20 protein-coding genes, 1 tRNA gene and 1 pseudogene are annotated in these 23,308 nt (G+C 66.0%); 13 read left to right on the top strand and 9 right to left on the bottom strand.

Annotated features, from left to right (window positions below):
• Positions 1-56: 56 nt before the first annotated feature.
• On the bottom strand, positions 57-1,925 hold the full coding sequence (locus tag AB1I47_RS17260) for a beta-barrel assembly-enhancing protease (RefSeq protein WP_354684957.1): 1,869 nt from the start codon (positions 1,923-1,925) through the stop codon (positions 57-59).
• Positions 1,926-2,020: 95 nt separating this feature from the next.
• On the opposite strand from AB1I47_RS17260, the gene moaC reads away from it, so the two are divergent.
• From moaC to AB1I47_RS17240, 4 genes and pseudogenes are all read left to right on the top strand, one after another.
• Positions 2,021-2,506, top strand: a complete 486-nt coding sequence (moaC, locus tag AB1I47_RS17255; RefSeq protein ID WP_354684956.1) for a cyclic pyranopterin monophosphate synthase MoaC — start codon at positions 2,021-2,023, stop codon at positions 2,504-2,506.
• Positions 2,507-2,552: 46 nt separating this feature from the next.
• A pseudogene (locus AB1I47_RS17250) lies at positions 2,553-2,863 on the top strand (nitric oxide dioxygenase); the annotation flags it as partial.
• Between the two features lie 249 nt (positions 2,864-3,112).
• Entirely contained in the window at positions 3,113-3,559 is a 447-nt protein-coding gene (locus AB1I47_RS17245) for a hypothetical protein (RefSeq protein WP_354684955.1), read from the top strand.
• Between the two features lie 15 nt (positions 3,560-3,574).
• Positions 3,575-4,090, top strand: coding sequence for a hypothetical protein (locus AB1I47_RS17240; RefSeq protein WP_354684954.1), 516 nt, complete (start codon positions 3,575-3,577; stop codon positions 4,088-4,090).
• On the opposite strand, the gene AB1I47_RS17235 is transcribed toward AB1I47_RS17240, so the two are convergent.
• The 8 genes from AB1I47_RS17235 to recA all read right to left on the bottom strand — a co-directional run bounded on the left by AB1I47_RS17235 (position 4,087) and on the right by recA (position 12,910).
• A complete protein-coding gene (locus AB1I47_RS17235) occupies positions 4,087-5,895 on the bottom strand; it encodes a PglL family O-oligosaccharyltransferase (RefSeq protein WP_354684953.1) in 1,809 nt (602 codons plus the stop codon). The two genes, AB1I47_RS17240 and AB1I47_RS17235, sit on opposite strands and share 4 nt — an antisense overlap.
• 96 nt (positions 5,896-5,991) lie before the next feature.
• Complete coding sequence (locus tag AB1I47_RS17230; RefSeq protein WP_354684952.1) at positions 5,992-6,498, bottom strand: pilin; 507 nt, start codon at positions 6,496-6,498, stop codon at positions 5,992-5,994.
• 542 nt (positions 6,499-7,040) lie between these two features.
• A complete protein-coding gene (locus AB1I47_RS17225) occupies positions 7,041-7,736 on the bottom strand; it encodes a TerC family protein (RefSeq protein WP_354684951.1) in 696 nt (231 codons plus the stop codon).
• A 234-nt stretch (positions 7,737-7,970) separates the two neighbouring features.
• A complete protein-coding gene (gene sucD, locus AB1I47_RS17220; RefSeq protein WP_354684950.1) occupies positions 7,971-8,852 on the bottom strand; it encodes a succinate--CoA ligase subunit alpha in 882 nt (293 codons plus the stop codon).
• Between the two features lie 99 nt (positions 8,853-8,951).
• A complete protein-coding gene (gene sucC, locus AB1I47_RS17215) occupies positions 8,952-10,118 on the bottom strand; it encodes an ADP-forming succinate--CoA ligase subunit beta (protein ID WP_354684949.1) in 1,167 nt (388 codons plus the stop codon).
• An 89-nt stretch (positions 10,119-10,207) separates the two neighbouring features.
• A complete protein-coding gene (locus tag AB1I47_RS17210) occupies positions 10,208-10,903 on the bottom strand; it encodes a DUF2889 domain-containing protein (RefSeq protein WP_354684948.1) in 696 nt (231 codons plus the stop codon).
• A 362-nt stretch (positions 10,904-11,265) separates the two neighbouring features.
• Entirely contained in the window at positions 11,266-11,739 is a 474-nt protein-coding gene (gene recX, locus AB1I47_RS17205) for a recombination regulator RecX (protein WP_354684947.1), read from the bottom strand.
• Between the two features lie 115 nt (positions 11,740-11,854).
• Entirely contained in the window at positions 11,855-12,910 is a 1,056-nt protein-coding gene (gene recA / locus AB1I47_RS17200) for a recombinase RecA (RefSeq protein WP_354684946.1), read from the bottom strand.
• Between the two features lie 263 nt (positions 12,911-13,173).
• Here recA and AB1I47_RS17195 point away from each other — a divergent pair, with 263 nt between their 5' ends.
• The 9 genes from AB1I47_RS17195 to AB1I47_RS17155 all read left to right on the top strand — a co-directional run bounded on the left by AB1I47_RS17195 (position 13,174) and on the right by AB1I47_RS17155 (position 23,305).
• Positions 13,174-13,863 carry a response regulator transcription factor gene (locus AB1I47_RS17195; protein WP_354684945.1) on the top strand — a complete coding sequence of 230 codons (690 nt, stop codon included), beginning with the start codon at positions 13,174-13,176 and terminating at the stop codon, positions 13,861-13,863.
• A gap of 82 nt (positions 13,864-13,945) precedes the next feature.
• Positions 13,946-15,499, top strand: coding sequence for a sensor histidine kinase (locus AB1I47_RS17190; protein WP_354684944.1), 1,554 nt, complete (start codon positions 13,946-13,948; stop codon positions 15,497-15,499).
• On the top strand, positions 15,496-15,837 hold the full coding sequence (locus tag AB1I47_RS17185; RefSeq protein ID WP_354684943.1) for a DUF4212 domain-containing protein: 342 nt from the start codon (positions 15,496-15,498) through the stop codon (positions 15,835-15,837). The genes AB1I47_RS17190 and AB1I47_RS17185 overlap by 4 nt, the downstream gene beginning before the upstream one ends.
• Positions 15,838-16,081: 244 nt before the next feature.
• A complete protein-coding gene (locus AB1I47_RS17180; protein WP_354684942.1) occupies positions 16,082-17,779 on the top strand; it encodes an MFS transporter in 1,698 nt (565 codons plus the stop codon).
• Positions 17,780-17,911: 132 nt separating this feature from the next.
• Positions 17,912-17,988, top strand: a tRNA-Met gene (locus tag AB1I47_RS17175).
• A 365-nt stretch (positions 17,989-18,353) separates the two neighbouring features.
• On the top strand, positions 18,354-20,558 hold the full coding sequence (locus AB1I47_RS17170) for a type VI secretion system Vgr family protein (RefSeq protein ID WP_354684941.1): 2,205 nt from the start codon (positions 18,354-18,356) through the stop codon (positions 20,556-20,558).
• Positions 20,555-21,064, top strand: a complete 510-nt coding sequence (locus tag AB1I47_RS17165) for a DUF6484 domain-containing protein (RefSeq protein ID WP_354684940.1) — start codon at positions 20,555-20,557, stop codon at positions 21,062-21,064. The genes AB1I47_RS17170 and AB1I47_RS17165 overlap by 4 nt, the downstream gene beginning before the upstream one ends.
• A 7-nt stretch (positions 21,065-21,071) precedes the next feature.
• Entirely contained in the window at positions 21,072-22,223 is a 1,152-nt protein-coding gene (locus AB1I47_RS17160) for a DUF2169 family type VI secretion system accessory protein (RefSeq protein ID WP_354684939.1), read from the top strand.
• Positions 22,220-23,305 (top strand): hypothetical protein, encoded by a 1,086-nt coding sequence (locus AB1I47_RS17155; protein ID WP_354684938.1) that lies wholly within the window; start codon positions 22,220-22,222, stop codon positions 23,303-23,305. Before AB1I47_RS17160 ends, AB1I47_RS17155 begins: the two co-directional genes overlap by 4 nt.
• The last annotated feature ends 3 nt before the right edge of the window (positions 23,306-23,308 follow it).

The raw sequence follows: 23,308 nt of genomic DNA, 5'->3' as shown, positions 1-23,308 counted from the left end.
CGTGAGGACTGCCTGAGAACTGCCTGAGAACTGCCTGAGGACAGTCCGGCCCGCCGTCAGTTCGGCATGCCCTTGTTGTCCTGCTTGTCCTCGCGGTACTGGCGCTCGAGCTGGTGCAGCCGCGCGTCGACCTCGGACAGCGTATAGAAGTCGCCGTCGCCGGCCTTGCGCGCGATCTGCAGCTGTTCGATGGCGGCCTGGTAGGCACCGTCCATCGCATACTTCTCGGCCAGCGCCTGGTGCTGCTGCAGCCGCTTGCCCTGGCCCGCGTAGGCGCGCGCCAGCATCTCCCACCATTCGCTGCGGCTGGTCTCCTGGCGCGTGCGTTCGCGCAGGAAGCGCACCGCCTCGTCATAGCGGCCGGAGCCGACCAGCGTATCGGCATAGGCGACCGACACCGCGTGCGACAGGGGGAAGGCCTTCATCGACGCGCTGGCCTGGCTCAGCGCATCGGGCACGCGGCCCTGCGCGCGCGCCAGTTCCACCGCCATCACGTCCAGCATCGGGCTGCCGGAGCTGGCGCCGGGGATATTGCCGTACAGCCGCCGCGCTTCGGCCAGCTCCTGTTCGGCGGCGGGATAGCGGCCCAGCCGCTGCTCGGCGAAGGCAAGGCCGTAGTGCAGCGCCGGCGCCCGCACCGCCGACGCGCCCTGCAACTGCGCGCGCAGCGCGTTGCGCAGGGCCTGCAGGTCGCTCGGCGACGCTTCCTGGATCACGCGCGCGCGCATCCGCGCGAACTCGTACTCCGGTGTATTGGCGACCTTGCGCGCGCTGACACGCCTGACGCGGTCCTGCATGTCGGCGATCCGCTCCGAGGTCAGCGGGTGGGTGCGCACATACGACGGCACGGAGTTTTCCGCGGTGCCGGCCACGCGCTGCAGCCGCATGAAGAAGTCCGGCATGCCCTGCGGATCGAAGCCCGCCGCGGTCATGATCTGGAAGCCGACGCGGTCGGCCTCGCGCTCGGCGCCACGTGAGAACGACAGCTGGTTGGCAATGGCCGCGCCCTGCCCGCCCATCGCCAGCGCCGCCGCGGCATCCGGGCTGCGCGTGGCAGCGAGGCCCGCCAGTACCATCGACGCCAGCGCGATCCACATCGACTGGTCCTGCTGGGTGATGCCGCGCGCGATATGCCGCTGCATCACGTGGCCGATTTCGTGGCCCAGCACCGAGGCCAGTTCCGATTCGGTATCGGACTGCACCAGCAGACCCGTGTGCACGCCGATATAGCCGCCCGGCATCGCAAAGGCATTGATGCTGCGGTCGCGCACCGCGAACAGGTCGAAACCGGTGGCAAAGGTGCCGGCCCCGGTCGAGCCGGAGATGTTCTGGCGGCGCGCCGCCTGCACCAGCCGGTAGCCGAGCGCGTTCAGGTAGTCGCTCAGCAACGGGTCCGTCACGTACAGCGGGTCGCGGCGGATATCGCGCATGATGCGGTCGCCCAGCCGCTTTTCCATATCGGGCGACAGCGCGGCCGTGGACGGGTCGCCCAGGTCCGGGAGCTGGACGCCGCCGGCCTCCACCACCGCGTTGTTGGTGCGCAGGCCGAACTCGGATTTCTGGCCGGCCTTTACGCTGCGGTTCAGGTTGTCGTAGACCTGGTCGCTGGCTTCGGCGGAGATGGTGGGCGGAGGTGGCGCGGGGGCACGGCCGGTGGCCGCACTGGTGGTCGCGCCGGTGGAAGCAGTGGCGCTTGCCTGCGTGCCCGCTGCCGTCGACGTCCGCGGGGAACCCTGTGGCCACGCCGGCGCCGCGAAGGTCAGCGCCAGCAGTGCGGCCAGTGGCCGCCTCCAGGGTGCCCATGCGCCGCCGGCACGGGAACGGCCGGCGTCACCACGATGTGACGTGGAACCGGCCACGGCGGCATCCGCTGCGGCGCCCCGGCCGCGTGCGGCAGACCTGCGAAGCGATGGGTGTTTTGGCATGTTGCTATGATAGCGGCCTCCAGTAGCCGTTCCCATCGGATGGTTCTCACCCGCGCATACGGCGCCCTGCCGGAAGTCTTGTCGGACGTTTTGTTATGACCCAGCTTACCCATTTCGATACCGCCGGCCAGGCCCATATGGTCGACGTCGGCGACAAGGCCAGCACGCATCGCGTAGCCGTGGCCACCGGCACCATCACCATGCTGCCCGCCACCTTCGCGCTGGTGCGCGATGGCACCGCCAAGAAAGGCGACGTGCTCGGCATCGCCCGCGTGGCCGCGATCATGGCCACCAAGCGCACCGCCGACCTGATCCCGCTGTGCCACCCGATCGGCCTGACCAAGGTCGCGGTGGACTTCACGCTCGACGAGGCTGCCGCCACCATCGCCTGCACCGTGCGCACCGAAACCCGCGGCCAGACCGGCGTGGAAATGGAAGCGCTGACCGGCGTGCAGGTGGCCCTGCTGACGATCTACGACATGTGCAAGGCGGTGGACCGCGGCATGGTGATCGGCAATGTGAAGCTGCTGGAAAAGCATGGCGGCAAGTCGGGCGACTGGGTAGCGGGCGACACCAACTGATTGTTCGCGCGTAGCCGACCTGGATCTGGTCGCCGGAGTGCCGCCTGGCGCCCGCAATAGCGCCGTGCATGCGATGCGCGACCGGCTGCGCGAGGCCGCCAAGGAAAACAAAACTTTGATCTTTTTGTCTTCTATGACCAGCCGCTTGCGCAGGATGTGCAGGGCAAGGGCTATGACTACCCGGGACTTGTCGATGTGAAGCTGATCGAGAAATCGGTTGTTTTGCCCGATGCCGATTACTACATCTGCGGTCCGATCCCGTTTATGCGCATGCAGCATGATGCCCTCAGGAACATGGGCATCCCCGAGGCACGCATTCACTACGAAGTGTTTGGTCCGGATCTGTTCGCGGAATAGCGGGAAAACAGGGGAAGCGTTCAGGGCCATGCTTCTCCCAGCCATGGCTTCGTTGCGCCGTATCACAGGGTCTTACGCCACTGTCGTTCCCCGGTAATAAAAGTAACGCCGCATTTCCCCGTACGCCGCGCCGGCGCCGGCGCGTGACAATTTGGTATTCAATACGATTGCGGGCCGGCGCATTTCGCGGCCGGCAGTCTCTGCCTGTGACGTGCTGTTTCCGGCGCGCACGGGGATGAGGTGAATACCATGAACGGGCGCATGCTCTGCCAGCTGGTCCTGGCACTGGCGGCCACGGCCGCGAGCGGCGCCGCCCTTGCCGGGCGGGCCGATATCCACGATGCCGCGCTGCACGATAACGAAGCGCGCGGCGACTTTATCAAGACGCGCACCCGCGTCGGCGTGGGACTCTATTTCGGCCCCGGCATTGTCTTCGGCGGCTACCCGTACGGCTATCCCGCCTACCCCGCTCCCTATTACTACCCGCCCGCCGTGGTCACCGTGCCCGTGGCGCCGCCGCAGTATATCGAGCAGGGACCGAACGGCCCGGTGCCGGTCCCTGGCCCCGATGGTGTCGCGCCGCAGCAGCAGGGCTGGTGGTACCACTGCAACCAGCCCGAAGGCTACTACCCCTACGTGCAGTCCTGCCCCGGTGGCTGGCAGCGCGTACCGGCGCAGCCGCCGGCCAATTCCTGAAGCGGGGGTGACACCATGCATGCCCTGACGCGCGCCACGCTGGCCGTGGCCACCCTGATCCTCGGCGCCTGCGCCGTGATGCCTTCCGGCCCCAGCGTGATGGCGCTGCCGGGTACCGGCAAGAACTTCAACCAGTTCCGTGCCGACGACTATAACTGCCGCCAGTTCGCACTGGGCCGGGTCGGCGGCGTCAGCTCGGCGCAAGCCGCCAACAATGCCGCGCTCGGCAGTGCGGCGGTTGGCACCGCGCTGGGCGCGGCGGCTGGTGCGGCATTCGATGGCGGATCGGGTGCGGCAGTGGGCGCGGGTATCGGCCTGCTGACCGGCGCAGCGTTCGGCGCGAGCCATGCGCAGTACGCCGGGTATGGCACGCAGCGGCAATACGATGCGGCCTACGTCCAGTGCATGTACGCCAGCGGCAACCGCGTGCCGGTCGCCGGGCGCGTGGCCGCTGTACCGGCACCGGCGCCGGCGCCGCGCTACTACTACTATCCGCCTCCGCCGCCGGCGTACTACGTGCCGTACTACTAGTCCCGACGCCACTCCGACAGCCGGCGCGAGCGGTCCGCCACCCACGCGCAGAACGCCTGCGGGCGCTCGTCCGGCTTCAGCTCGCCGCACGCCTGCGCGATCGCGGCATACTGCGCCACTTCATCGCCCAGGTAATACCAGCGCAGCCGCTCCATCCACCGGCGCCCCTGCGCCGCATCGCCGGTCAGCGCCAGCAGCCACGCAGTGCGCGCGATCATCGTCGGTGTCGGCAACAAGTGCACCGCGGCGATATGGGCCGGCAGCAACTGCGCGGCGTTCTGAGGCGTGATGGTGGCCTGCCCCGCCGCATCGGCCTGCGCATGCTGGCGGAACCAGAATCGCGGCATCGGCAACGCCTGGCGGCCTGCGCTGCTGGCGTACTCGCGGGCCTCGGCGCGGCGATAGTCCTGCCACATCGACGCCAGCACCGCTGAGGCAACCACGGCAAACGCGATGGCGAGCCCCCTCGCCACCGAAACCGGCACGCGCCATTGCCCGAAGCCGGCGGGCTCGAGCCAGCCCAGCAGGAAGCAGAACGGCAGGAAGAAATACAGGTAATGCAGCGGGTATTCGAGCATCGAATGCGCGCACAGCATCGCCAGCCAGGCTAGCATCAGCACGGTCTGGCGGCGCTCGTCGGCATCCGCTTTCCAGATCCTGGCATGCACCACGCGCCAGAGCCAGGCGGCAAGAATCACCGCGACGCCAAGGGTCCCGGCGATACCGGTCTTGGCCAGCAGGTCGAGCACGGCATTGTGGGCATGCAGCGACATCTCCACCTTCACGCCGACCTGCGCCAGCTGCATGAACTGCGCCCAGCCGAACTCGCCCCAGCCCACCCCCAGCCACGGATGCGAGCGGAACATCGCCAGCGCATGCGCCCACAGCGCGCCGCGCGCCGACATCTGGTTTTCTGCCTCGAGCTGCGCGATGGTGTCGAACAGGCGCCAGTCGAAAGCCTGCCCGGCGACGCGGATGGCAAGCTGCAGGATCAGCAGCATCACCACCATCGCAACCGCGGCCACCACCAGCCCCGAGGTCCGCCGCATCGGGTCAGCCTCACGTGGCGTGCCGCGTGCAAGCCAGGCGGCAACCAGTGCGTATCCCGCTGCAAGCCCGACGTGCAGCACGCCGGTGCGCGAGCCGGACAGCACGATGCCGCTCTCCAGCAACGCCACCGCTGCCAGCCACATCGGAAAGCGCAGCTTGCCGCGCGAGGCCAGCCATACGGAAGCGGCCAGTGCCAGGCCGTGCACCGTGGCCTGGTGGTTGGGCTGGTTAAGGTTGCCCCACAGGCGGCGGTTGTCGTCGTAGAAGTAGGTGGAGACGAGGCCAAAGGCCCGTGGCTCGAGATGGAAGAGCTGCACCCATTGGGTGACGGTGCCCAGCAGGCCGGCGATGAGGAAGGCAATGGCGAAGGCGTCGCCAACGTCCTGCGTGCTGCCTGCCGGCGTGCGTCTGTACCACCATGCGGCGCATGTCACTGCGGTGCCCAGAAGCAACGTTAGGATGGTGATCAGGCGACTGCCGGTAACGTCGGCGTGGCCAAGGGCGGCGAGTATCAGGCTGATGAGGACCAGCCAGGGGAATAGCAGCGAGACCCACGGTAGGAGCGCGGAAGGTTCCGGGGTCAAGGCATCGGGCTTGCGGAGCGTTCGTACGGCGATGGCGGCGATGGCACACAGTGCGGCAGCCCATTCGCCGTAAAACGTTGCAAGCGGCAGCGTGTGCCGGGAAACCAGCAGCGGAACAACGGTTGCTGCGATGAGGGCGGCCGACGGGAGGCGGGTCCTGGACGGCTGCATTGAGGCGCCTGTTTAGGGGAAAAGGCGCATGATAGCTTGGGGTGGAGGTAAAGAAAAAGCGCCCGAAGGCGCTTTTTCCCCTAGACAGATCCCAGCTTAGACCCACTTCGCCACTTCAGTGGTACACGGCGCGGCAGCGGCGCTGGTGGTAACCACCCACGTCACAACGTTGCTACCTGCTGCGACGCCCGGCGTGAAGGTAATCGTCTGTCCATTGGCGCAACCACCAATGCCGGCCGCGGGCAATGTCACAACGATGGCACCTGTTGCTGCGGTCAAAGCGTATGCCGCGACTTCCGTGGTGGGGGTAGGTGCAGCGGAAAGGCCAAGACCGCCCGCCGTCTGCGCACCCGTCCAATTGTTCGCCGTAATGCCGGCGACCGCGCCGCCATTGAATTGAATATATTCCGCCACGGCCAGCTTGAGCGGTTGGACCGTCGCCGGGATCTTGGCCAGGCGGGCGCGGATGGTGTAGTCCTGATACTGCGGAATCGCGATCGCCGCCAAAATACCGATAATCGCCACCACGATCATCAGTTCGATCAGTGTAAAGCCCTTCTGGACACGACGGCCCAGCTTCTTCAGTTGTTGTACCCGTTGCATTTGATTTGACCCCTCGAAGAGATTTTGGTTAAGCGTTGCACGTCTTCGGTTTCGTGACGCGGGGACCAATGAGCAGTAAGTGTGCCAACAGCCTCCCCCATCGGTAGGGGGTAAAAAACGACAAAATTCGTCACCCACGAGGGGGAAGACAGCCGCGAGCGCCAAAATTTGTCACCTGGGGCTGCTAGCACCTGACAAAGCGACAAAAAGTGCGATCACTCACATGAGTTAGTTGGCCAGGGTACCGACAGGGACATCCTCAACAGCCAACAAAAAAGGCGACCAGTTGGCCGCCCTCAGGGGTGCTGACAGACATTTGCGAAGCGGGCCGACACCCGCGCAGAAGTAAAGCGTTTCTTCACACAAGCGCTGCACATAAGCCGCTATCCCTCGCGAACGCTCCCCTCTCCCGCGAAGTGGGAGAGGGGTGGGGGTGAGGGCTGGAGCGTCAACAGAGTAAAGCGTGTCGGTATGCCAGCGCCTGCCCTCACCCCCTCTCTCCCGCAAGCGAAAGGGGAGCAAACCGCCAGCAAGCGCGAGCGTCAGGCCGTCTGCGCCGCCTTGCGGCTCAACAGCTTCCCGATAATCACCACCAGAATCGCGCCCGCGGCACCAAACACCAGGTGGGCGTGCGGCACATGAACTTCGAACCAGGCCGCATCGACCGGATCACTGACCAGCATCTCACCCGCCAGGTAGCCCAACAGCGCGGCGCCCAGCACGATGATGACCGGGAAGCGTTCCATCACCTTCAGCAGCAAGGTGCTGCCGAACACGATCAGCGGAATCGACAGGCCCAGGCCCACGATCAGCAGCAGCAGCTGGCTGCCCTCCGGCCCCTTCTGCGCTGCGGCGGCCACGGCGACCACGTTGTCCAGCGACATCACGAGGTCGGCGATCAGGATGGTGCGGATCGCGGCCCAGATATTGTCCTTGGCGTCGTGGCCTTCCTCGTCGTCATCGCCGGTCAGCAGTTGCACGCCGATATAGACCAGCAGCAAGGCGCCGATGATCTTCAGGTACGGCAGGCTCAGCAGCTTGACCGCGGCCACGGTCAGCACCACGCGCATGATGATGGCGGCGGCGCTGCCCCAGAAGATGGCTTTCTTCTGCTGGGCGGGCGGCAGGTTGCGCGAGGCGAGCGCGATCACCACGGCGTTGTCGCCGGACAGGACGATATTGGTCAGGATGATCGATCCCAACGCAATCCAGAAAGTGGTGGAAGACAGCAGTTCCACGGCGGGGCTCCTCGAATTTTATTGGTGGCACACCCGTCATCTGACGGGATTTCGGATGTCTCAAAACACGGACATGACTGTTTAACCCACCAACCTTTCGATTAGATTTCAATTTTGTAATGTTCGATGCCGGGCATCGCTGAAACCGTCCGCCACAATGACAATGCCCCCGCACAGGCGGGGGCATTGTCCGGGTTCTTCATCCCCGCGCTGGCGGGAATGAGGAGGTACAACTTACAGCATTGCCTTCAGCAGGCGGCCCATCTCCGACGGGTTCTTGGTCACCTTGATACCGCAGGCTTCCATGATTTCCAGCTTGGCCTGCGCGGTATCGGCACCGCCCGAGATCAGCGCGCCGGCGTGGCCCATGCGCTTGCCCGGAGGCGCGGTCACGCCAGCGATGAAGCCAACCACCGGCTTCTTCATGTTGTCCTTGATCCAGTTGGCCGCGTTGGCTTCGTCCGGACCGCCGATCTCACCGATCATGACCACGGCGTCCGTATCCGGATCGTCGTTGAACATCTTCATCACGTCGATGTGCTTCAGGCCGTTGATGGGGTCGCCACCGATGCCGACGGCCGACGACTGGCCCAGGCCCAGCGCAGTGAGCTGGCCCACGGCTTCGTACGTCAGCGTGCCCGAGCGCGACACCACGCCGATGCGGCCCTTCTTGTGGATGTGACCCGGCATGATGCCGATCTTGATTTCGTCCGGCGTGATCAGGCCCGGGCAGTTCGGTCCCAGCAGCAGGGTCTTCTTGTTCTCGCGGCGCATGCGGTCCTTGACTTCCATCATGTCGCGCACGGGAATGCCTTCGGTAATGCAGACCACCAGGTCCAGGTCGGCGTCAACGGCTTCCCAGATCGCGGCAGCGGCGCCTGCGGGCGGCACGTAGATGACCGACACGGTGGCGCCGGTCTGGGCCTTGGCGTCCTTGACGCTGGCGTAGATGGGAATACCTTCGAAGTCTTCGCCAGCCTTCTTCGGGTTCACGCCTGCTACAAAGGCGTTCTTGCCGTTGGCGTAGTCGCGGCAGCCACGGGTGTGGAACTGGCCGGTCTTGCCGGTGATGCCCTGGGTGATGACCTTGGTGTCTTTGTTGATCAGAATCGACATACTGTAATCCTTTGCTTGGCTACGAGCGGCGCGCACAGGGGCTCAAGGGAGCGCCTGCGCACCGCTCGCGTTCGCGTATGGTTGCGTTCGTGCGACGGCTTACTTGCCAGCGGCAGCGGCCACCACCTTCTGGGCGGCTTCTTCCATCGTGTCGGCCGAGATGATGGGCAGGCCCGAGTCGGCCAGCATCTTCTTGCCGAGGTCTTCGTTGGTGCCCTTCATGCGCACGACCAGCGGCACCGTCAGGTGCACGGCCTTGGAAGCGGAGATCACGCCTTCGGCGATCACGTCGCAACGCATGATGCCGCCGAAGATGTTGACCAGGATGGCCTGCACGTTCGGGTTGCTCAGCATCAGCTTGAAGGCTTCGGTCACCTTCTCGGTGGTGGCACCGCCGCCCACGTCGAGGAAGTTGGCCGGCTCGCCGCCGAACAGCTTGATGGTGTCCATGGTGGCCATGGCCAGGCCGGCGCCGTTCACCAGGCAGCCGATGTTGCCGTCCAGCGAGATGTAGGCCAGGTCGAACTTCGAGGCTTCGATTTCGTTGGCGTCTTCTTCATCCAGGTCGCGGTAGGCGACGATCTCCGGGTGACGGAACAGCGCGTTCGAGTCGAAGTTGAACTTGGCGTCCAGCGCGATGACCTTGCCGTCGCCGGTCAGGATCAGCGGGTTGATTTCAGCCAGCGAAGCGTCGGTTTCATAGAACGCCTTGTACAGGCCTTGCAGGGCCTGGCGGGCTTGCGCCACGCTGGCGTCGGGCACGCCGATCTTGCGGGCGATGTCGTCGGCTTCAGCGTCGGTCAGGCCGACCGACGGCTCGATGATCAGGGTGTGGATCTTTTCCGGGCTGTGGGCAGCGACTTCTTCGATGTCCATGCCGCCTTCGCTCGAGGCCATCAGCGCGACCTTCTGCGAAACACGGTCCACCACCAGCGAAACGTACAGTTCCTTCTTGATGTCGGCGCCTTCTTCGATCAGCAGGCGGTTGACCTTCTTGCCTTCCGGACCGGTCTGGTGCGTGACCAGTTGCATGCCCAGGATGTTCGAAGCGTAGGTCTTGACGTCGTCGATGCTCTTGGCAACCTTCACGCCGCCGCCCTTGCCGCGGCCACCCGCATGAATCTGGGCCTTGACGACCCATACCGGGCCGCCGAGTTGTTCTGCGGCCTTCAGGGCCTCGTCAACCGAGAACGCGGGGATGCCGCGCGGAACCGGCACATTGTATTTGCGCAGGATTTCCTTGCCTTGATACTCATGGATATTCATGCGTGTTTCCTTTCGGGTAGGCGTAAAAGGTAGAAGGGAAGAATCTGAATGGAGACGAACTCTCTCGTCTGGCTGGCTAATCCTGAGAATCAGCCGGAGGTGCCGGTCGGCCGTTCGGCCGGGACAGCGTCGTTGCCGTCATTGCCGCGGTCGCCATTGGCCGCGGGCGGCGCCTGAGGCGCGGTCGCGACGGCAGGCGCTGCCTCGGCCCGTACCTTGGGCTTCGGCTGGTGACCATACCAGCGCGGGTAAAACTGTCGGACCACCTCGCCGTCGAAACGCAGGGCGTGGCAGCCGTTCAACTGATAGGGCGGCTCCGGATTCGGATCGTCCTCGCCGTTGTCGCGGATATTGATGACTTCGCCGGCAAAGGCCTGGATCGCCGTGGTCGGCAACACGCCGGCGGCCTCGGTCAGGTGCGAGCAGCCCTGCATGCCACCCAGGCGCTCGCGCACCGCCTTGCGGAAGCCCTTGAGCAGATTCAGCCCGATCAGCTTGCGGTAGGCCGGGCCGATGGTGTCGCACTGCGACGGGTACGGCACCCAGTCCGAGCACGCCTCGGCGTCCAGCACCGTCATGGCCTCGTCGATCGTGATGCGCAGCCACAGGTCGTGCAGGGGCTGACCCACCGGGCGGATGCGGTCGCCGGCAAGTTCGATGTCGCGGGGCTTGGTGTCGGTCAGGCGCACCTCGATATCCCACAGGCCGTCTTCTCTCTGGTACGCATCGGCCGTGATGGCACGGCGGTGACGCGGGGAGCGGTTGACGGGCTGGGACAGAGGCATGGCCAGGCTGGGAAAAACTGAAGAACCAACGGAAGAACCGGGGGCTGGATACGGCGGCGCCACGGCGCCAAATAATCCGGGGAGTTTAACATGCCGCGCTGCGCTGCCCGGGAACATCCTGCCGCGGCGACTGTCGGGTGTCGATTGTTGGCCGACCATGGCGCGGCGGCGAGGCGGGCGCGCGTGCCGCAATGCACCAGTACAAGCGGGAAAACGGCTGATGCAAGCCCGCAGCGGGCGTGTCCGCAAGGCAACAGCGGCTTGTGCATTGCAGTGAATACACCTGTCGACAGGTCGGGTAATCGCAGCGTAATCGTCGGCGGAACGGCTGGCGGAAAATTGCCTATCAGCCACTTCCCGCCTCAGCCCTCGCCATCCTCGCCCAGCATTTCGTCGGCGCCCGCGATGATCTTGCCGACCACCCCGCGCGAAAATCCCCGCGCCACCATAAAGCGGATCTGTTTGGCCCGCTCCTCCGGCGTCGCCGGAGGCGTGCCAAAGCGCTTGCGCCAGACCTCGCGCGCCCTGTCGGCCTCGGTGGCGCGCAGCCGCTCCTGCAGCTCGCCGAGCTGTTCGCTGTCCAGCTTGTGGGTCTTGGCTTCCTGCATCACGCGCGCGGTGCCATAGCGGGCGCCGCGGCGATGCACCAGGCTGTCGGCAAAGCGCTGGTTGGACAGCCAGTTCTCACGCTCGAGCGCGTCCAGCAGCTGATCGAGCTGCTCGGGCGATTCGGCATGCGGTGCCAGTTTGCGCGCCAGCTCGGCGCGGCTGTGCTCGCGGCGCGACAGGTAGCCGACGGCGCGAGCCTTCAAGGAAAGCGGGGGACGGGTTGCCATCGATAGTTACAGGCGTTGGCGCAGGCCATAGTCAAACAAGACAGGCAAAGCAAAAAGGCCGGCGCATCGGCGATGCCCCGGCCTTTCCGGCTGCTGCAGCGGCCCGCGCTGGCGCTTAGTCCTGCAGTGTTTCCGCCGGCAAGGTGTTCATCGCGACCACGCCCAGCGCCGCGCGCACCTTGTTCTCGATCTCGTCGGCGATGTCCGGGTTCTCGCGCAGGTATTCGCGCGCGTTGTCCTTGCCCTGGCCGATCTTGTCGCCGTTGTAGCTGTACCAGGCGCCCGACTTCTCGACGATCTTGGCGTCCACGCCCAGGTCGATGATCTCGCCCTGGCGCGAAATGCCCTGGCCATACAGGATGTCGAAGAACGCTTCGCGGAACGGGGGCGACACCTTGTTCTTGACCACCTTGACCTTGGTCTCGTTGCCGATCACGTCGTCGCCCTTCTTGATCGAGCCGATGCGGCGGATGTCCAGGCGCACCGAGGCGTAGAACTTCAGCGCGTTGCCGCCGGTGGTGGTTTCCGGCGAGCCGAACATCACGCCGATCTTCATGCGGATCTGGTTGATGAAGATCACCAGGCAATTGGTGCGCTTGATGGTGCCGGTCAGCTTGCGCAGCGCCTGGCTCATCAGGCGGGCCTGCAGGCCGGGCAGCGAATCGCCCATTTCGCCTTCGATTTCGGCCTTGGGCACCAGCGCCGCCACCGAGTCGATCACGATCAGGTCGATCGAGCCCGAGCGCACCAGCGCGTCGGTGATTTCCAGCGCCTGCTCGCCGGTGTCCGGCTGCGAGATCAGCAGGTCGCCGACGTTCACGCCCAGCTTGGAGGCGTAGCTGACGTCCAGCGCGTGCTCGGCGTCGATAAAGGCGCAGGTACCGCCCAGCTTCTGCATCTCGGCCACGACCTGCAGCGTCAGCGTGGTCTTGCCCGACGATTCCGGACCATAGATCTCGACCACGCGGCCACGCGGCAGCCCGCCAACGCCAAGCGCGATGTCCAGGCCGAGCGAACCGGTGGATACCACCTGGATGTCCTTCTCGACCTCGCCGTCGCCCAGGCGCATGATCGAGCCCTTGCCGAACTGCTTCTCGATCTGGGAGAGCGCGGCGGCAAGCGCCTTCTGCTTCTCGGCGCTCACGCCGGCACCTGCCTTCTTGTCGTCCATGGTCGTCCTTGAATCAATGGTGTATAAATAGGCCGCATGTGGCGCGATACCGGCATTTCGGTGTCAGCGCCCGGCCCGGCTGTCTGCGCGGCCCAGCTGCTCGAACGCGATGACGATCTCGATTGCACGAACGCAATGATGACGCGCCCGGCAGCCCGTGCGGAATGCGGGTACTGTATAAAAAAACAGTATGCTTGGCAAGCCCCATCGCCCCGATTCATCCGTTTCCCGGCGCCGGCTCTGCCGGCCAGGTGGAGACAACCATGCGCATTCTGATCGCCGAAGATGACGACGTGCTGGCCGATGGCCTGACGCGCTCGTTACGCCACTCCGGCTATGCCGTCGACCACGTCGCCAATGGGCTCGAGGCCGATTCGGCGCTGTCGACGCAGAGCTTCGACCTGCTGATCCTGGACTTGGGGTTGCCGCGCATGTCCGGGCTGGAGGTGCTCAAGCGCCTGCGCGCGCGCGGTGCGATGCTGCCGGTGCTGATCCTGACCGCCGCCGACAGCGTGGACGAGCGCGTCAAGGGCCTGGACCTGGGCGCCGACGACTATATGGCCAAGCCCTTCGCGCTGTCCGAGCTGGAGGCGCGCGTGCGCGCGCTGGTGCGCCGCGGCGCCGGCGGCGGCGCCACGCTGATGCGGCACGGGCCGCTGGCGTATGACCAGGTCGGGCGCATCGCCTACCTGAACGACCAGATGCTGGACCTGTCGGCGCGCGAGATCGGCCTGCTGGAAATCCTGCTGACCCGCAGCGGCCGGCTGGTGTCCAAGGAGCAGCTGGTCGACCACCTGTGCGAATGGGGCGAAGAGGTCAGCAACAACGCCATCGAAGTCTACGTGCACCGGCTGCGCAAGAAGATCGAGGTCGGCGGCATCCGCATCGCCACGGTGCGCGGGCTGGGCTACTGCCTGGAGAAATTCCAGCCGGCGGTCGCCACGCACCCCTGACCAACCCGTCCGCAGAACCCGCTTCCGCAGGCGAACCCGCGCGACCGGCACCGAGCACGAACCGTTCGCATAATCCGTCGAGATGAGCCTGCTGCAACTGCCCTGGCGGCGCCCGCACCGCGCCGCGCCGCCCTCCTCCGCTACGGCCGACGCCGATGCCGGCGACCAGGAGCTGGCCGATGCGCTGCCGCACCTGGAAGAAAGCACCGCGCATCCGGCGCCGCGCTCGCTGTTCGGTGAGATCCTCGACTGGATGCTGGCGCCGCTGCTGCTGCTGTGGCCGATGAGCATCGCGGTGACCTACCTGGTCGCCAAGTCGATCGCCAACGGCCCCTTCGACCGCGCGCTGGAAGCCAGTGCCATCGTACTGTCGCAACAGGTGCGCGAGGTCAACGGCCGCATCACGCTGCAGCTGCCGCTGTCGGCGCGCGAGATCCTGCGCGCCGACGAGACCGACAGCATCTACTACCAGGTGGTCGGCAAGCGCGGCGAGTACATCGCCGGCGACCAGGACCTGCCGCTGCCGTCCGAGGAAGACCAGGGTCATGCCGGCCTGGTGTCGCTGCGCGACGACCGCGTGGCAGGCAACGACGTGCGCGTGGCCTACACGTATATCGAGCTCAAGCATGTCAGCGGCACGCAGCCGGTGCTGGTGCAGGTGGCCGAGACCCTCGACAAGCGGGCGCGGCTGGCCAACGAGATCATCAAGGGCGTGATCCTGCCGCAGTTCGTGATCCTGCCGCTGGCGGTGGTGCTGGTGTGGTTCGGACTGTCGCGCGGGCTGCAGCCGCTGGCCGCGATCCAGCAGCGCATCCGCGCGCGCAATCCCGGCGACACCAGCCCGATCGACGAGCGCGCCGCGCCGCAGGAAATCACGCCGCTGGTGGGGTCGTTCAACGACCTGCTGGCGCGGCTGGACCAGTCGGTGCAGACGCAGAAGCGCTTTATCGCCGATGCCGCGCACCAGATGAAGACCCCGCTGGCGGGTCTGCGCATGCAGGCCGAGCTGGCGCAGCGCGAGCAGTCGCCCGAAGAGCTGCGGCGCTCGCTGGCGCAGATCGCCGGCAGCTCCGAGCGCACCGCGCACCTGGTCACGCAGCTGTTGTCGCTGGCGCGCATGGAGAACCTGGCCGGCACCGGCGGCATGGCGGCGCTCGATCTGTCAGCGCTGGCGCGCGAGGTGGTCAAGGACTGGCTGCCGCAGGCGTGGGCGCGCGAGATCGACCTGGGGCTCGATGCGGACGACCACCCGGTGATGGTGCAGGGCAACCGGCTGATGCTGACCGAGATGCTGAACAACCTGCTCGACAACGCCATCCGCTACACACCGCGTGGCGGCCATGCCACGGTACGAGTGAGCGCCGATGCCTTCGAGCCCTTCGCCTACCTCGACGTCGAAGACACCGGCCCGGGCATCCCGCCGGCCGAGCGCGAGCGCGTGATGGAACGCTTCTACCGCGTGCTTGGCACCAATAGCGAAGGCAGCGGGCTGGGCCTGGCCATCGTGCGCGAGATCGTGCAGCAGCATGGCGGCGAAGTCCGCATCGACGATCACGTCTACCAGCAATCGCCACGGCTGGCGGGCGCGCATTTCCGCGTGACGCTGCGCCGGCCAGCTGAAACCCCGCCCGCATGAACCAGAATCCCGCCCCCCGCTTTCCGGACGCCCGCCAGCGCGCGGCCTGGCACCGCAACCTGCGCTGGATCGCCGGGCTGCTGTGCGTCTGGTTCGTGGTCACGTTCGTGGTGGCCTGGTTCGCGCGCGAGCTGCGCTTCGACTTCTTCGGCTGGCCGTTCTCGTTCTGGGTCGGCGCGCAGGGGGCGCTGGTGATCTACGTGCTGATGGCCGCGCTCTACGCCTGGCGCATGAACCGCGCCGACGAGGAAGCTGACAGCGTCTCGGACAGCGAGCACGCTGCCGCGCCGCTGCCTTCGCAGGGCGCCTCGCGCGGCACCGGCGTCGATGCTGCATAGCCGCACGCCGGTAAAGCGCGCCATCGCGCCATGCGGGTCCCGGTGGCCCCTGCGGCGCAGCATCCCCGGCCGCGCCAGTGGCTAGCGTATACCCCGATATTTTTGGCAGTTCCGCGCAGCGATCTGTCAGAACGCAGTAAGTTTCGCCACCCACAATCCTCTGCAACTCAGGCAACCGGCCGGCGTTACGGGCCTTTCCCGCGCTGCCGCGCCCCGCCCGAGAATCCATTCCAGAGGAGACAACATGGCAAACGTGCAAAACGTTGCAGTGCCCGGAGGGGGCGCGCAAAACGCACCGATGACTGCCGAAGAGCGCAAGGTGATCTTTGCCTCATCGCTGGGCACGGTGTTCGAATGGTACGACTTTTATCTCTACGGCTCGCTGGCGGCGATCATCGCCAAGCAGTTCTTTGCCGGCCTGGACCCGACCTCGGCCTTCATCTTCGCGCTGCTCGCCTTTGCCGCCGGCTTTATCGTGCGGCCGTTCGGCGCGCTGGTGTTCGGGCGCCTGGGCGACATGATCGGCCGCAAGTACACCTTCCTGGTGACGATCCTGCTCATGGGCCTGTCGACCTTCATCGTCGGCCTGCTGCCCGGCTACGCCACCATCGGCTGGGCCGCGCCGATCATCCTGATCGCATTGCGCATGCTGCAGGGCCTGGCGCTCGGCGGCGAGTACGGCGGTGCCGCCACCTACGTGGCCGAGCACGCGCCGCATGGCAAGCGCGGCGCCTATACGTCGTGGATCCAGACCACGGCCACGCTGGGCCTGTTCCTGTCGCTGATCGTGATCCTGATGTGCCGCGAAATAACCGGTCCGAACTTCGAGGTCTGGGGCTGGCGCATCCCGTTCCTGCTGTCGATCCTGCTGCTCGGCGTGTCGGTGTACATCCGCCTGTCGATGAACGAATCGCCGGCATTCCAGCGCATGAAGGCCGAGGGCAAGACCTCCAAGGCCCCGCTGACCGAGTCCTTCGGCCAGTGGCGCAACCTGAAGATCGTGATCCTGGCCCTGCTCGGCCTGACCGCTGGCCAGGCCGTGGTCTGGTACACCGGCCAGTTCTACGCGCTGTTCTTCCTGACGCAGGTGCTCAAGGTCGATGCCAAGACGGCCAACCTGCTGATCGCCGGCGCACTGGTGATCGGCACGCCGTTCTTCATCTTCTTCGGCGCGCTGTCGGACAAGATCGGCCGCAAGTGGATCATCATGGCGGGCTGCGCGCTGGCCGTGCTGACCTACTTCCCGCTGTTCAAGGCGCTGACCCACTACGCCAACCCGGCGCTCGAGCGTGCCCAGCAAAGCGCGCAGATCGTCGTGACCGCCGATCCGAAACAGTGCTCGTTCCAGGGCAGCCCGATTGCGCGCGAGATCGATTTCCGCAGTTCCTGCGACATCGCCAAGCGCACGCTGGCCCAGGCCTCGGCGAGCTATGAGGTGGTGGAAGCTCCGGCCGGCACGGTGGCCTCGGTCAAGATCGGCGACAAGGAGATCAAGGCCTTCAACGCCCAGGTGGTCAACGGCCACAGCTTCGATGAGGCCAGCAAGCAGCAGATCGCAGCGTTCAAGAAGGAAGTAGGCAGCTCGATGGCCGCCGCCGGCTACCCCACCAAGGCCGACCCGGCACAGATGAACACGGTCATGGTGCTGGCGATCCTGGTCATCCTGGTGATCTACGTGACCATGGTGTACGGCCCGATCGCCGCCATGCTGGTGGAGCTGTTCCCGACCCGCATCCGCTACACCTCGATGTCGCTGCCGTATCACATCGGCAACGGCTGGTTCGGCGGCCTGCTGCCCACCATCTCGTTCGCGCTGGTGGCCCAGAACGGCAACATCTACTACGGCCTCTGGTATCCGATCATCATCGCAGCCATTACCTTCGTCATCGGTGCGCTGTTCATCCGCGAGACCAAGGACGTGAACATCTACGCCAACGACTGAGCGGTCGTGCGGCGATGACAGGAACGGCAGGCCATCCGGCCTGCCGTTTTTTATGGGCGGTTTGCCCCTGCAGAATTTTCGCGGGAAGGTGTTGACAGCCGCGAAAGCACAGGTATAATCTCAGTCTTCGTTGGCGAATTAGCTCAGTCGGTTAGAGCGACGGAATCATAATCCGCAGGTCCGGGGTTCGAGTCCCTGATTCGCCACCATCTTATTTTTGACGGCCCAGTGCTCAGCACGGGAAGTCATTGGCAGGTAAGCACCCCTCTGTGCCGTCAGGTACAGAGGGGTTTTGCTTTTGGGCTTCCCGGATTTGCGGCGCCCCCGACCCTGCCTCTCCAGCCCCCTTCCCTCCTGTCTCGATCGCCCACCGCGATAAAGATTTCCCTAATGCCTGCCTTTAGTTTGTCGAAGAGCGGGCATAAGGAATCCTGCTTAGAATTTTCCCTCTCAGTTTTGCCATATTTGCCAGTTAGCATCTGGTACGAAGAAGGCGGCCAACCGTGCCGCTCGACGCCGGGAGAAACACCGTGGATCTGTGGAGCTGGTTCTGGCCCGGCGTGGGGGAAGCCAAATGACAAACATGCTCGAAGCCGCCCGGGCCTTGCAGGCCCTGATGAACGGCCAGCGCCAGAACAAGCGCCTGCTGCGGCTGTCCTTTCCACACGATGACGGGCCCGCCGGCGCGCTGATGGTGGCGAACCGGCTGGAAGCCAGCGAGGGACTTTCCCGCGATTTCCGGTTCACGGTCGAGATCCTGTCCGACAACCCCGACATCGCGCTCAAGGACGTGATGGGCAGGATGGTCACCGTGGAACTGGTGCGCGAGGACGGCAGCCTGCGCTATTTCAACGGCTACGTGTTCGATTTCCGCTTCGTCAGGAACGATGCCGGCTTCTCCTATTACGACATGGTGCTGCTGCCATGGCTGGCCTTCCTGCGTTACCGGCGCGACAACTACCTGTTCCACGACAGGACCATCGAAGAGCAGACCACCAGCATCTTCGACGACTACGAAGTCCGGGACTGGACGACCAGGGCGCTGCACAACGACGAGCGCATGACCGAAGCCTGCCAGTTCGACGAGACCGATTACAACTACCTGCACCGGCGCTGGGAAGCCAAGGGCTGGCATTACTGGTACGAGCATCGCAAGGACGGCCATACCCTGGTGCTGTGCGGCGACAGTACCCAGGCCGAGCCCATCGACGGCGGCGGGCAGATGGCCTGGCAAGGCAAGAGCGGCGTCATCGACTGCGGCCTGACATCCTTCTCGCCGGTCCGCACGGTGGCCGCAACCGCGTATGCGGCGTCGAGCTTCGATTTCAAGAATCCCCGGCCGGTGCGCGCGGACGTGCCCACCGTGAACCGGCAGGGCCGGTTGCCGGAGCTGGAGGTCTACGAATATACCGGCGCCTACGGTTTCAAGGACGCCGCCGCGGGCCAGGACTTCGTGCGCCTGCGCATCGAGGAAATCGAAGCGGCGGGCAAGCACTTCGAGGCCAGCGGCGACGACGACCGCAGCCAGTGCGGCCGCACCTTCAGGCTCTCCGGGCGCATGGGACTGCCTGTCTCCGGCGCGGATGCGGAGGACGACGAGTTCCTTATCCTCGAGGCCAGGCATACGATCAGCAATAACTACGAGACGCGGGAAAGCCGCAAGTCCGACTACAGCAGCTCGCTCACCTGCATCCGCAAGAAGATCCCATGGCGCCCGGGCCGCGGCTTCAACAGCACGGAAGCGCGCATCTACGGACTGCAGACGGCCATCGTGGTCGGCCCCAAGGGCGAGGAAATCTACACCGACGAGTACGGCCGCGTGCGCGTGCAGTTCCATTGGGACCGCGAAGGCGGCTACAACGAGAAATCGTCGGCGTGGGTGCGCGTTGCCAGCACCTGGGCGGGGAGCAACTTCGGCTTCGTTGCGATCCCGCGGATCGGGCAGGAAGTCCTGGTGCAATGGCTGGACGGCAATCCGGACCGCCCGCTGATTACCGGCCGCGTCTATAACCAGGACAACATGCCGCCGTGGGAACTGCCGGCCAACAAGACGCAGACCGGCATCCTGTCGCGCTCCACCGAGGGTGCCTACGGCAATGCCAATGCGCTGCGCTTCGAGGACAAGAAGGGCGCCGAGGAAGTCTGGCTGCATGCCGAGAAGGACCAGCGCATCGAGGTCGAGAATAACGAGAGCCATTGGGTCGGCCACGACCGCAGCAAGACCATCGACCACGACGAGACCGTGCACGTCAAGCACGATCGCACGGAAACGGTCGACAACAACGAAACCATCACGGTGCACAACAACCGCGCCGAGCGGGTGGACCACAACGAGACCATCTCCATCGGCGAAAACCGTACCGAGGACGTCGGCCAGAACGAGACCGTCAAGATCGGCGACAACCGCAGCGTCACGATCGGCGGCAACAAGACCGAGACCATCGCCATGGCCAAGGCCGAGACCATCGGGCTGGCCAAGGCGCTGACCATCGGTCTCGGCTATCAGGTGAGCGTTGGCGGCGCGATGAACACCACCGTGGCGCTGGCCCAGTTCCAGCAGATCGGCCTGTCCAAGCAGACGCTGGTGGGCAAGAGCTACCACATTACGGTGGCCGACCAGTTCACCGTCACAGTCGGCAAATCGGTGCTGACCATGAAGTCCGACGGCACCATCACGCTCAACGGCCACACGCTGAGCGTGGGCACCAGCGGCGAGCAGGTCTATCACGCGGACGGCAACATCGTGATGAACGGCAAGAAGATCCAGGAGAACGGATGAAACCCGAAACCCGCGCCGCGGCCGCGCCCGTGCTGGAGGAAGCACCGGCATCCGCGCAGACGCTGCTTGACCACGTCGTCGCACGTTCGGCCCCGCCGCTTCGGGCCGAAGGCATCGCAGTCGGCCGGCTCGAGGCACTGGCTGCCGACGGTACGCCCAGCGTCAGCGTCGATGCCTGGGGTCTGGCCGGGTTGCATGCGCGCAGTCTCGTGCCGCTGAGTGCGCAGCATCTCGGGCAAGCGGTGGCGCTCGGCTTCGAGAGTGGCGATCCACGCCGGCCGGTGGTGCTTGGCTTCATGATCGTGCCGCAGCCGGCGGCAACGCCTGAAGCGCGCGTCGATGGAGAGCGGGTCATGCTGACCGCCGCACGTGAAATCGAACTGCGCTGCGGCGAGGCGGCGATCGTGCTGACGGCGGACGGCCAGATCCACTTGCGCGGCCACTACATCACCAGCTACGCCACGGCCACCCAGCGCATCCTGGGTGGGTCCGTGAACCTCAACTGAAGCGCACATGGAAGTCGTCGTCGCGGGCAGGCATCTCACCGGCAGCGCGGTCGTAGCGCTCGACGTGAGCGGGCGCGAACACCTGGTGCTGGTCGCCAAGGCAACCTGGAGCATCCCGGGTCCGGGCGAGCGGCCACGCCCGCTGCCGCCCGAGCCGTTGGCGGTGGCCGATGACTTTGCCGGCGAGCCGGGACAAAGCGCCCTGCTCTACGGCACCGACTTGGCGCGCTTCAAGCCCCGCTGCGACGTGCTGTTCAACGCCTGTGCCCACAGCCCGCATGGCCAGCCGGTGAATGAACTGCTGGTTGCCTGGCAGGTCGGGCCGCTCAGAAAGGGCCTGCGCGTGGTGGGCCCGCGTATCTGGCGCAAGCGGCTGGGGCTGGTCAGCCTGAGCCGGCCCGAGCCCTTTACGCGAATGCCGCTGCACTACGGGCTGGCCTTCGGCGGATCGCGCACCTATCGGACCGGGCGTGGCGACCAGGCCCGGGAACTGACCGAGGCTTGCCTGGCCAATCCCGATGGCATCGGCTGGTTCGGCAAGCACACGGTGGGCGACATCGACGGCGCCCCGGCGCCCTGCCTTGAGGCCCCCGATGACCCGGTCATGCAGCCGAATGGCAGGCACAAGCCGCAGGCGTTCTCGGCGATAGCACGGCACTGGGAACCGCGCCGGCAGTACGCGGGCACCTACGATGAGGCCTGGCAGAAGAACGTGTTTCCCTTCCTGCCCGAAGACTTCGACGAACGTTTTCACCAGTGCGCGCCGGAAGACCAGCAGATGGACTATCCAGGGGGCGGCGAGCCCGTGGTGCTGCGGCACCTGGTGGCCGGGCGCGATCATGTGCAGTTCCGCTTGCCGGCGCTGGATACCGTGCAGTTCCGCGTGCTGCGCAAGGACTACAGCACTGAAATGCCCCAGCCGGTCGTGGACACGCTGTATTTCGAGCCCGACGCTGGCCGCTTCTCGGCAGTCTGGCGCGCCAGCGTGCCGATTCGTCGCCGGCTGCATGAGTTCGCCGCCATCGCGATCGGTCCGGTCGACCTGGCCTGGTGGGAGGCGATGCAGGCCGGACAGGCGGGCGGGTGCGTCGGGTGCTCGGGACCGCGCGCGGCAGACACCGAAGCCGACGACGAAGACGCCGAAGAGGAAGACGCATGAGCACGGGATGGTGGAAGACGCTGACCGGGGAACGCGCCGCACCGCAACCGGAGGCGCGGCCGGCATTGCCGCTGCAGATCGAGTCCGCGGGCCTGTGCTGCGCGGTCGGCTACCACCTGCGCGCTGCCGCGTGTGCGATCCGCACCAACATGGACCACTTCCAGGACAGCGAATTCCGCACCGAGACCGGCCGCCCGGTCATCGTCGGCCGCCTGCCGGACAAGGACTGCTGGGGCACCGAGCGCGTCGCGCGCTGGCTCGTGCGAGCCGTATCGGACTGCTTGCGGGACCACGCGCATTTCGAACCCGGCCGCACGGCACTGGTCGTGCTCGGCCCGGAATTCGAGCGGCCCGATATGACGGACGAATCGTACTGGGACATCATCACCGCCGCCACGATTCAGCTGGGCATGCGCTTTCATGACAGCTCGCGCATCCTGCCGCTCGGCAAGGCGGGCCTGGCGCAGGCGCTGCAGTACGCCGGCGAGTGCCTGGCTGCACCGGACATCGACGGTGTGATCCTCGCCGCCGGCGACAGCCTGCTGAACGTCGCCGCGATCGAGCACTTCCTCGCGCAGGAACGCCTGTTCATTCCCGGCAACCGGGATGGATTCCTGCCTGCGGAAGGCGCGGCGGCACTGCTGCTGCGCCGCGCCGGCGCAGCGCAAGCCGGTGCCAGCATCACCGGCTATGGTCAGGCGACCGAAGCGGGCTTGTGGGACGGCACGATGCCGAACCGCGCGATGGGCCTCTCGGACGCCGTACGCGGCGCCTGCGCGCAGGCGGGAATTGCACCGCACGAACTCGCGTTCCGCGCCAGCGACCAGAACGGCGAATCCTGGCTGTCGAGGGAAGGCAGCAATGCGTTCACCCGTGTGATGGCAGGCGGGCCGCAACTGGCCCATCTCACGCTCGCCGACAAGCTCGGCGAAATCGGCGCGGCGACCGGCATCGCTGCCCTCGCCTACCTGAGCCTGGTGATGCCGCGCGCCGATTGCAGCCCCGGTGCCGCCGGCGTGGTTCATCTTTCCAACGACAACGGCCTGCGCTGCGCCGTGATCGTGCAACAGCAAGCCACGTAGGGA

It is taken from the genome of Cupriavidus necator, assembly GCF_040578825.1.
In the GTDB taxonomy this organism is placed as follows: domain Bacteria; phylum Pseudomonadota; class Gammaproteobacteria; order Burkholderiales; family Burkholderiaceae; genus Cupriavidus; species Cupriavidus necator_E.
This window is presented reverse-complemented; position numbering and strand designations above follow the sequence as displayed.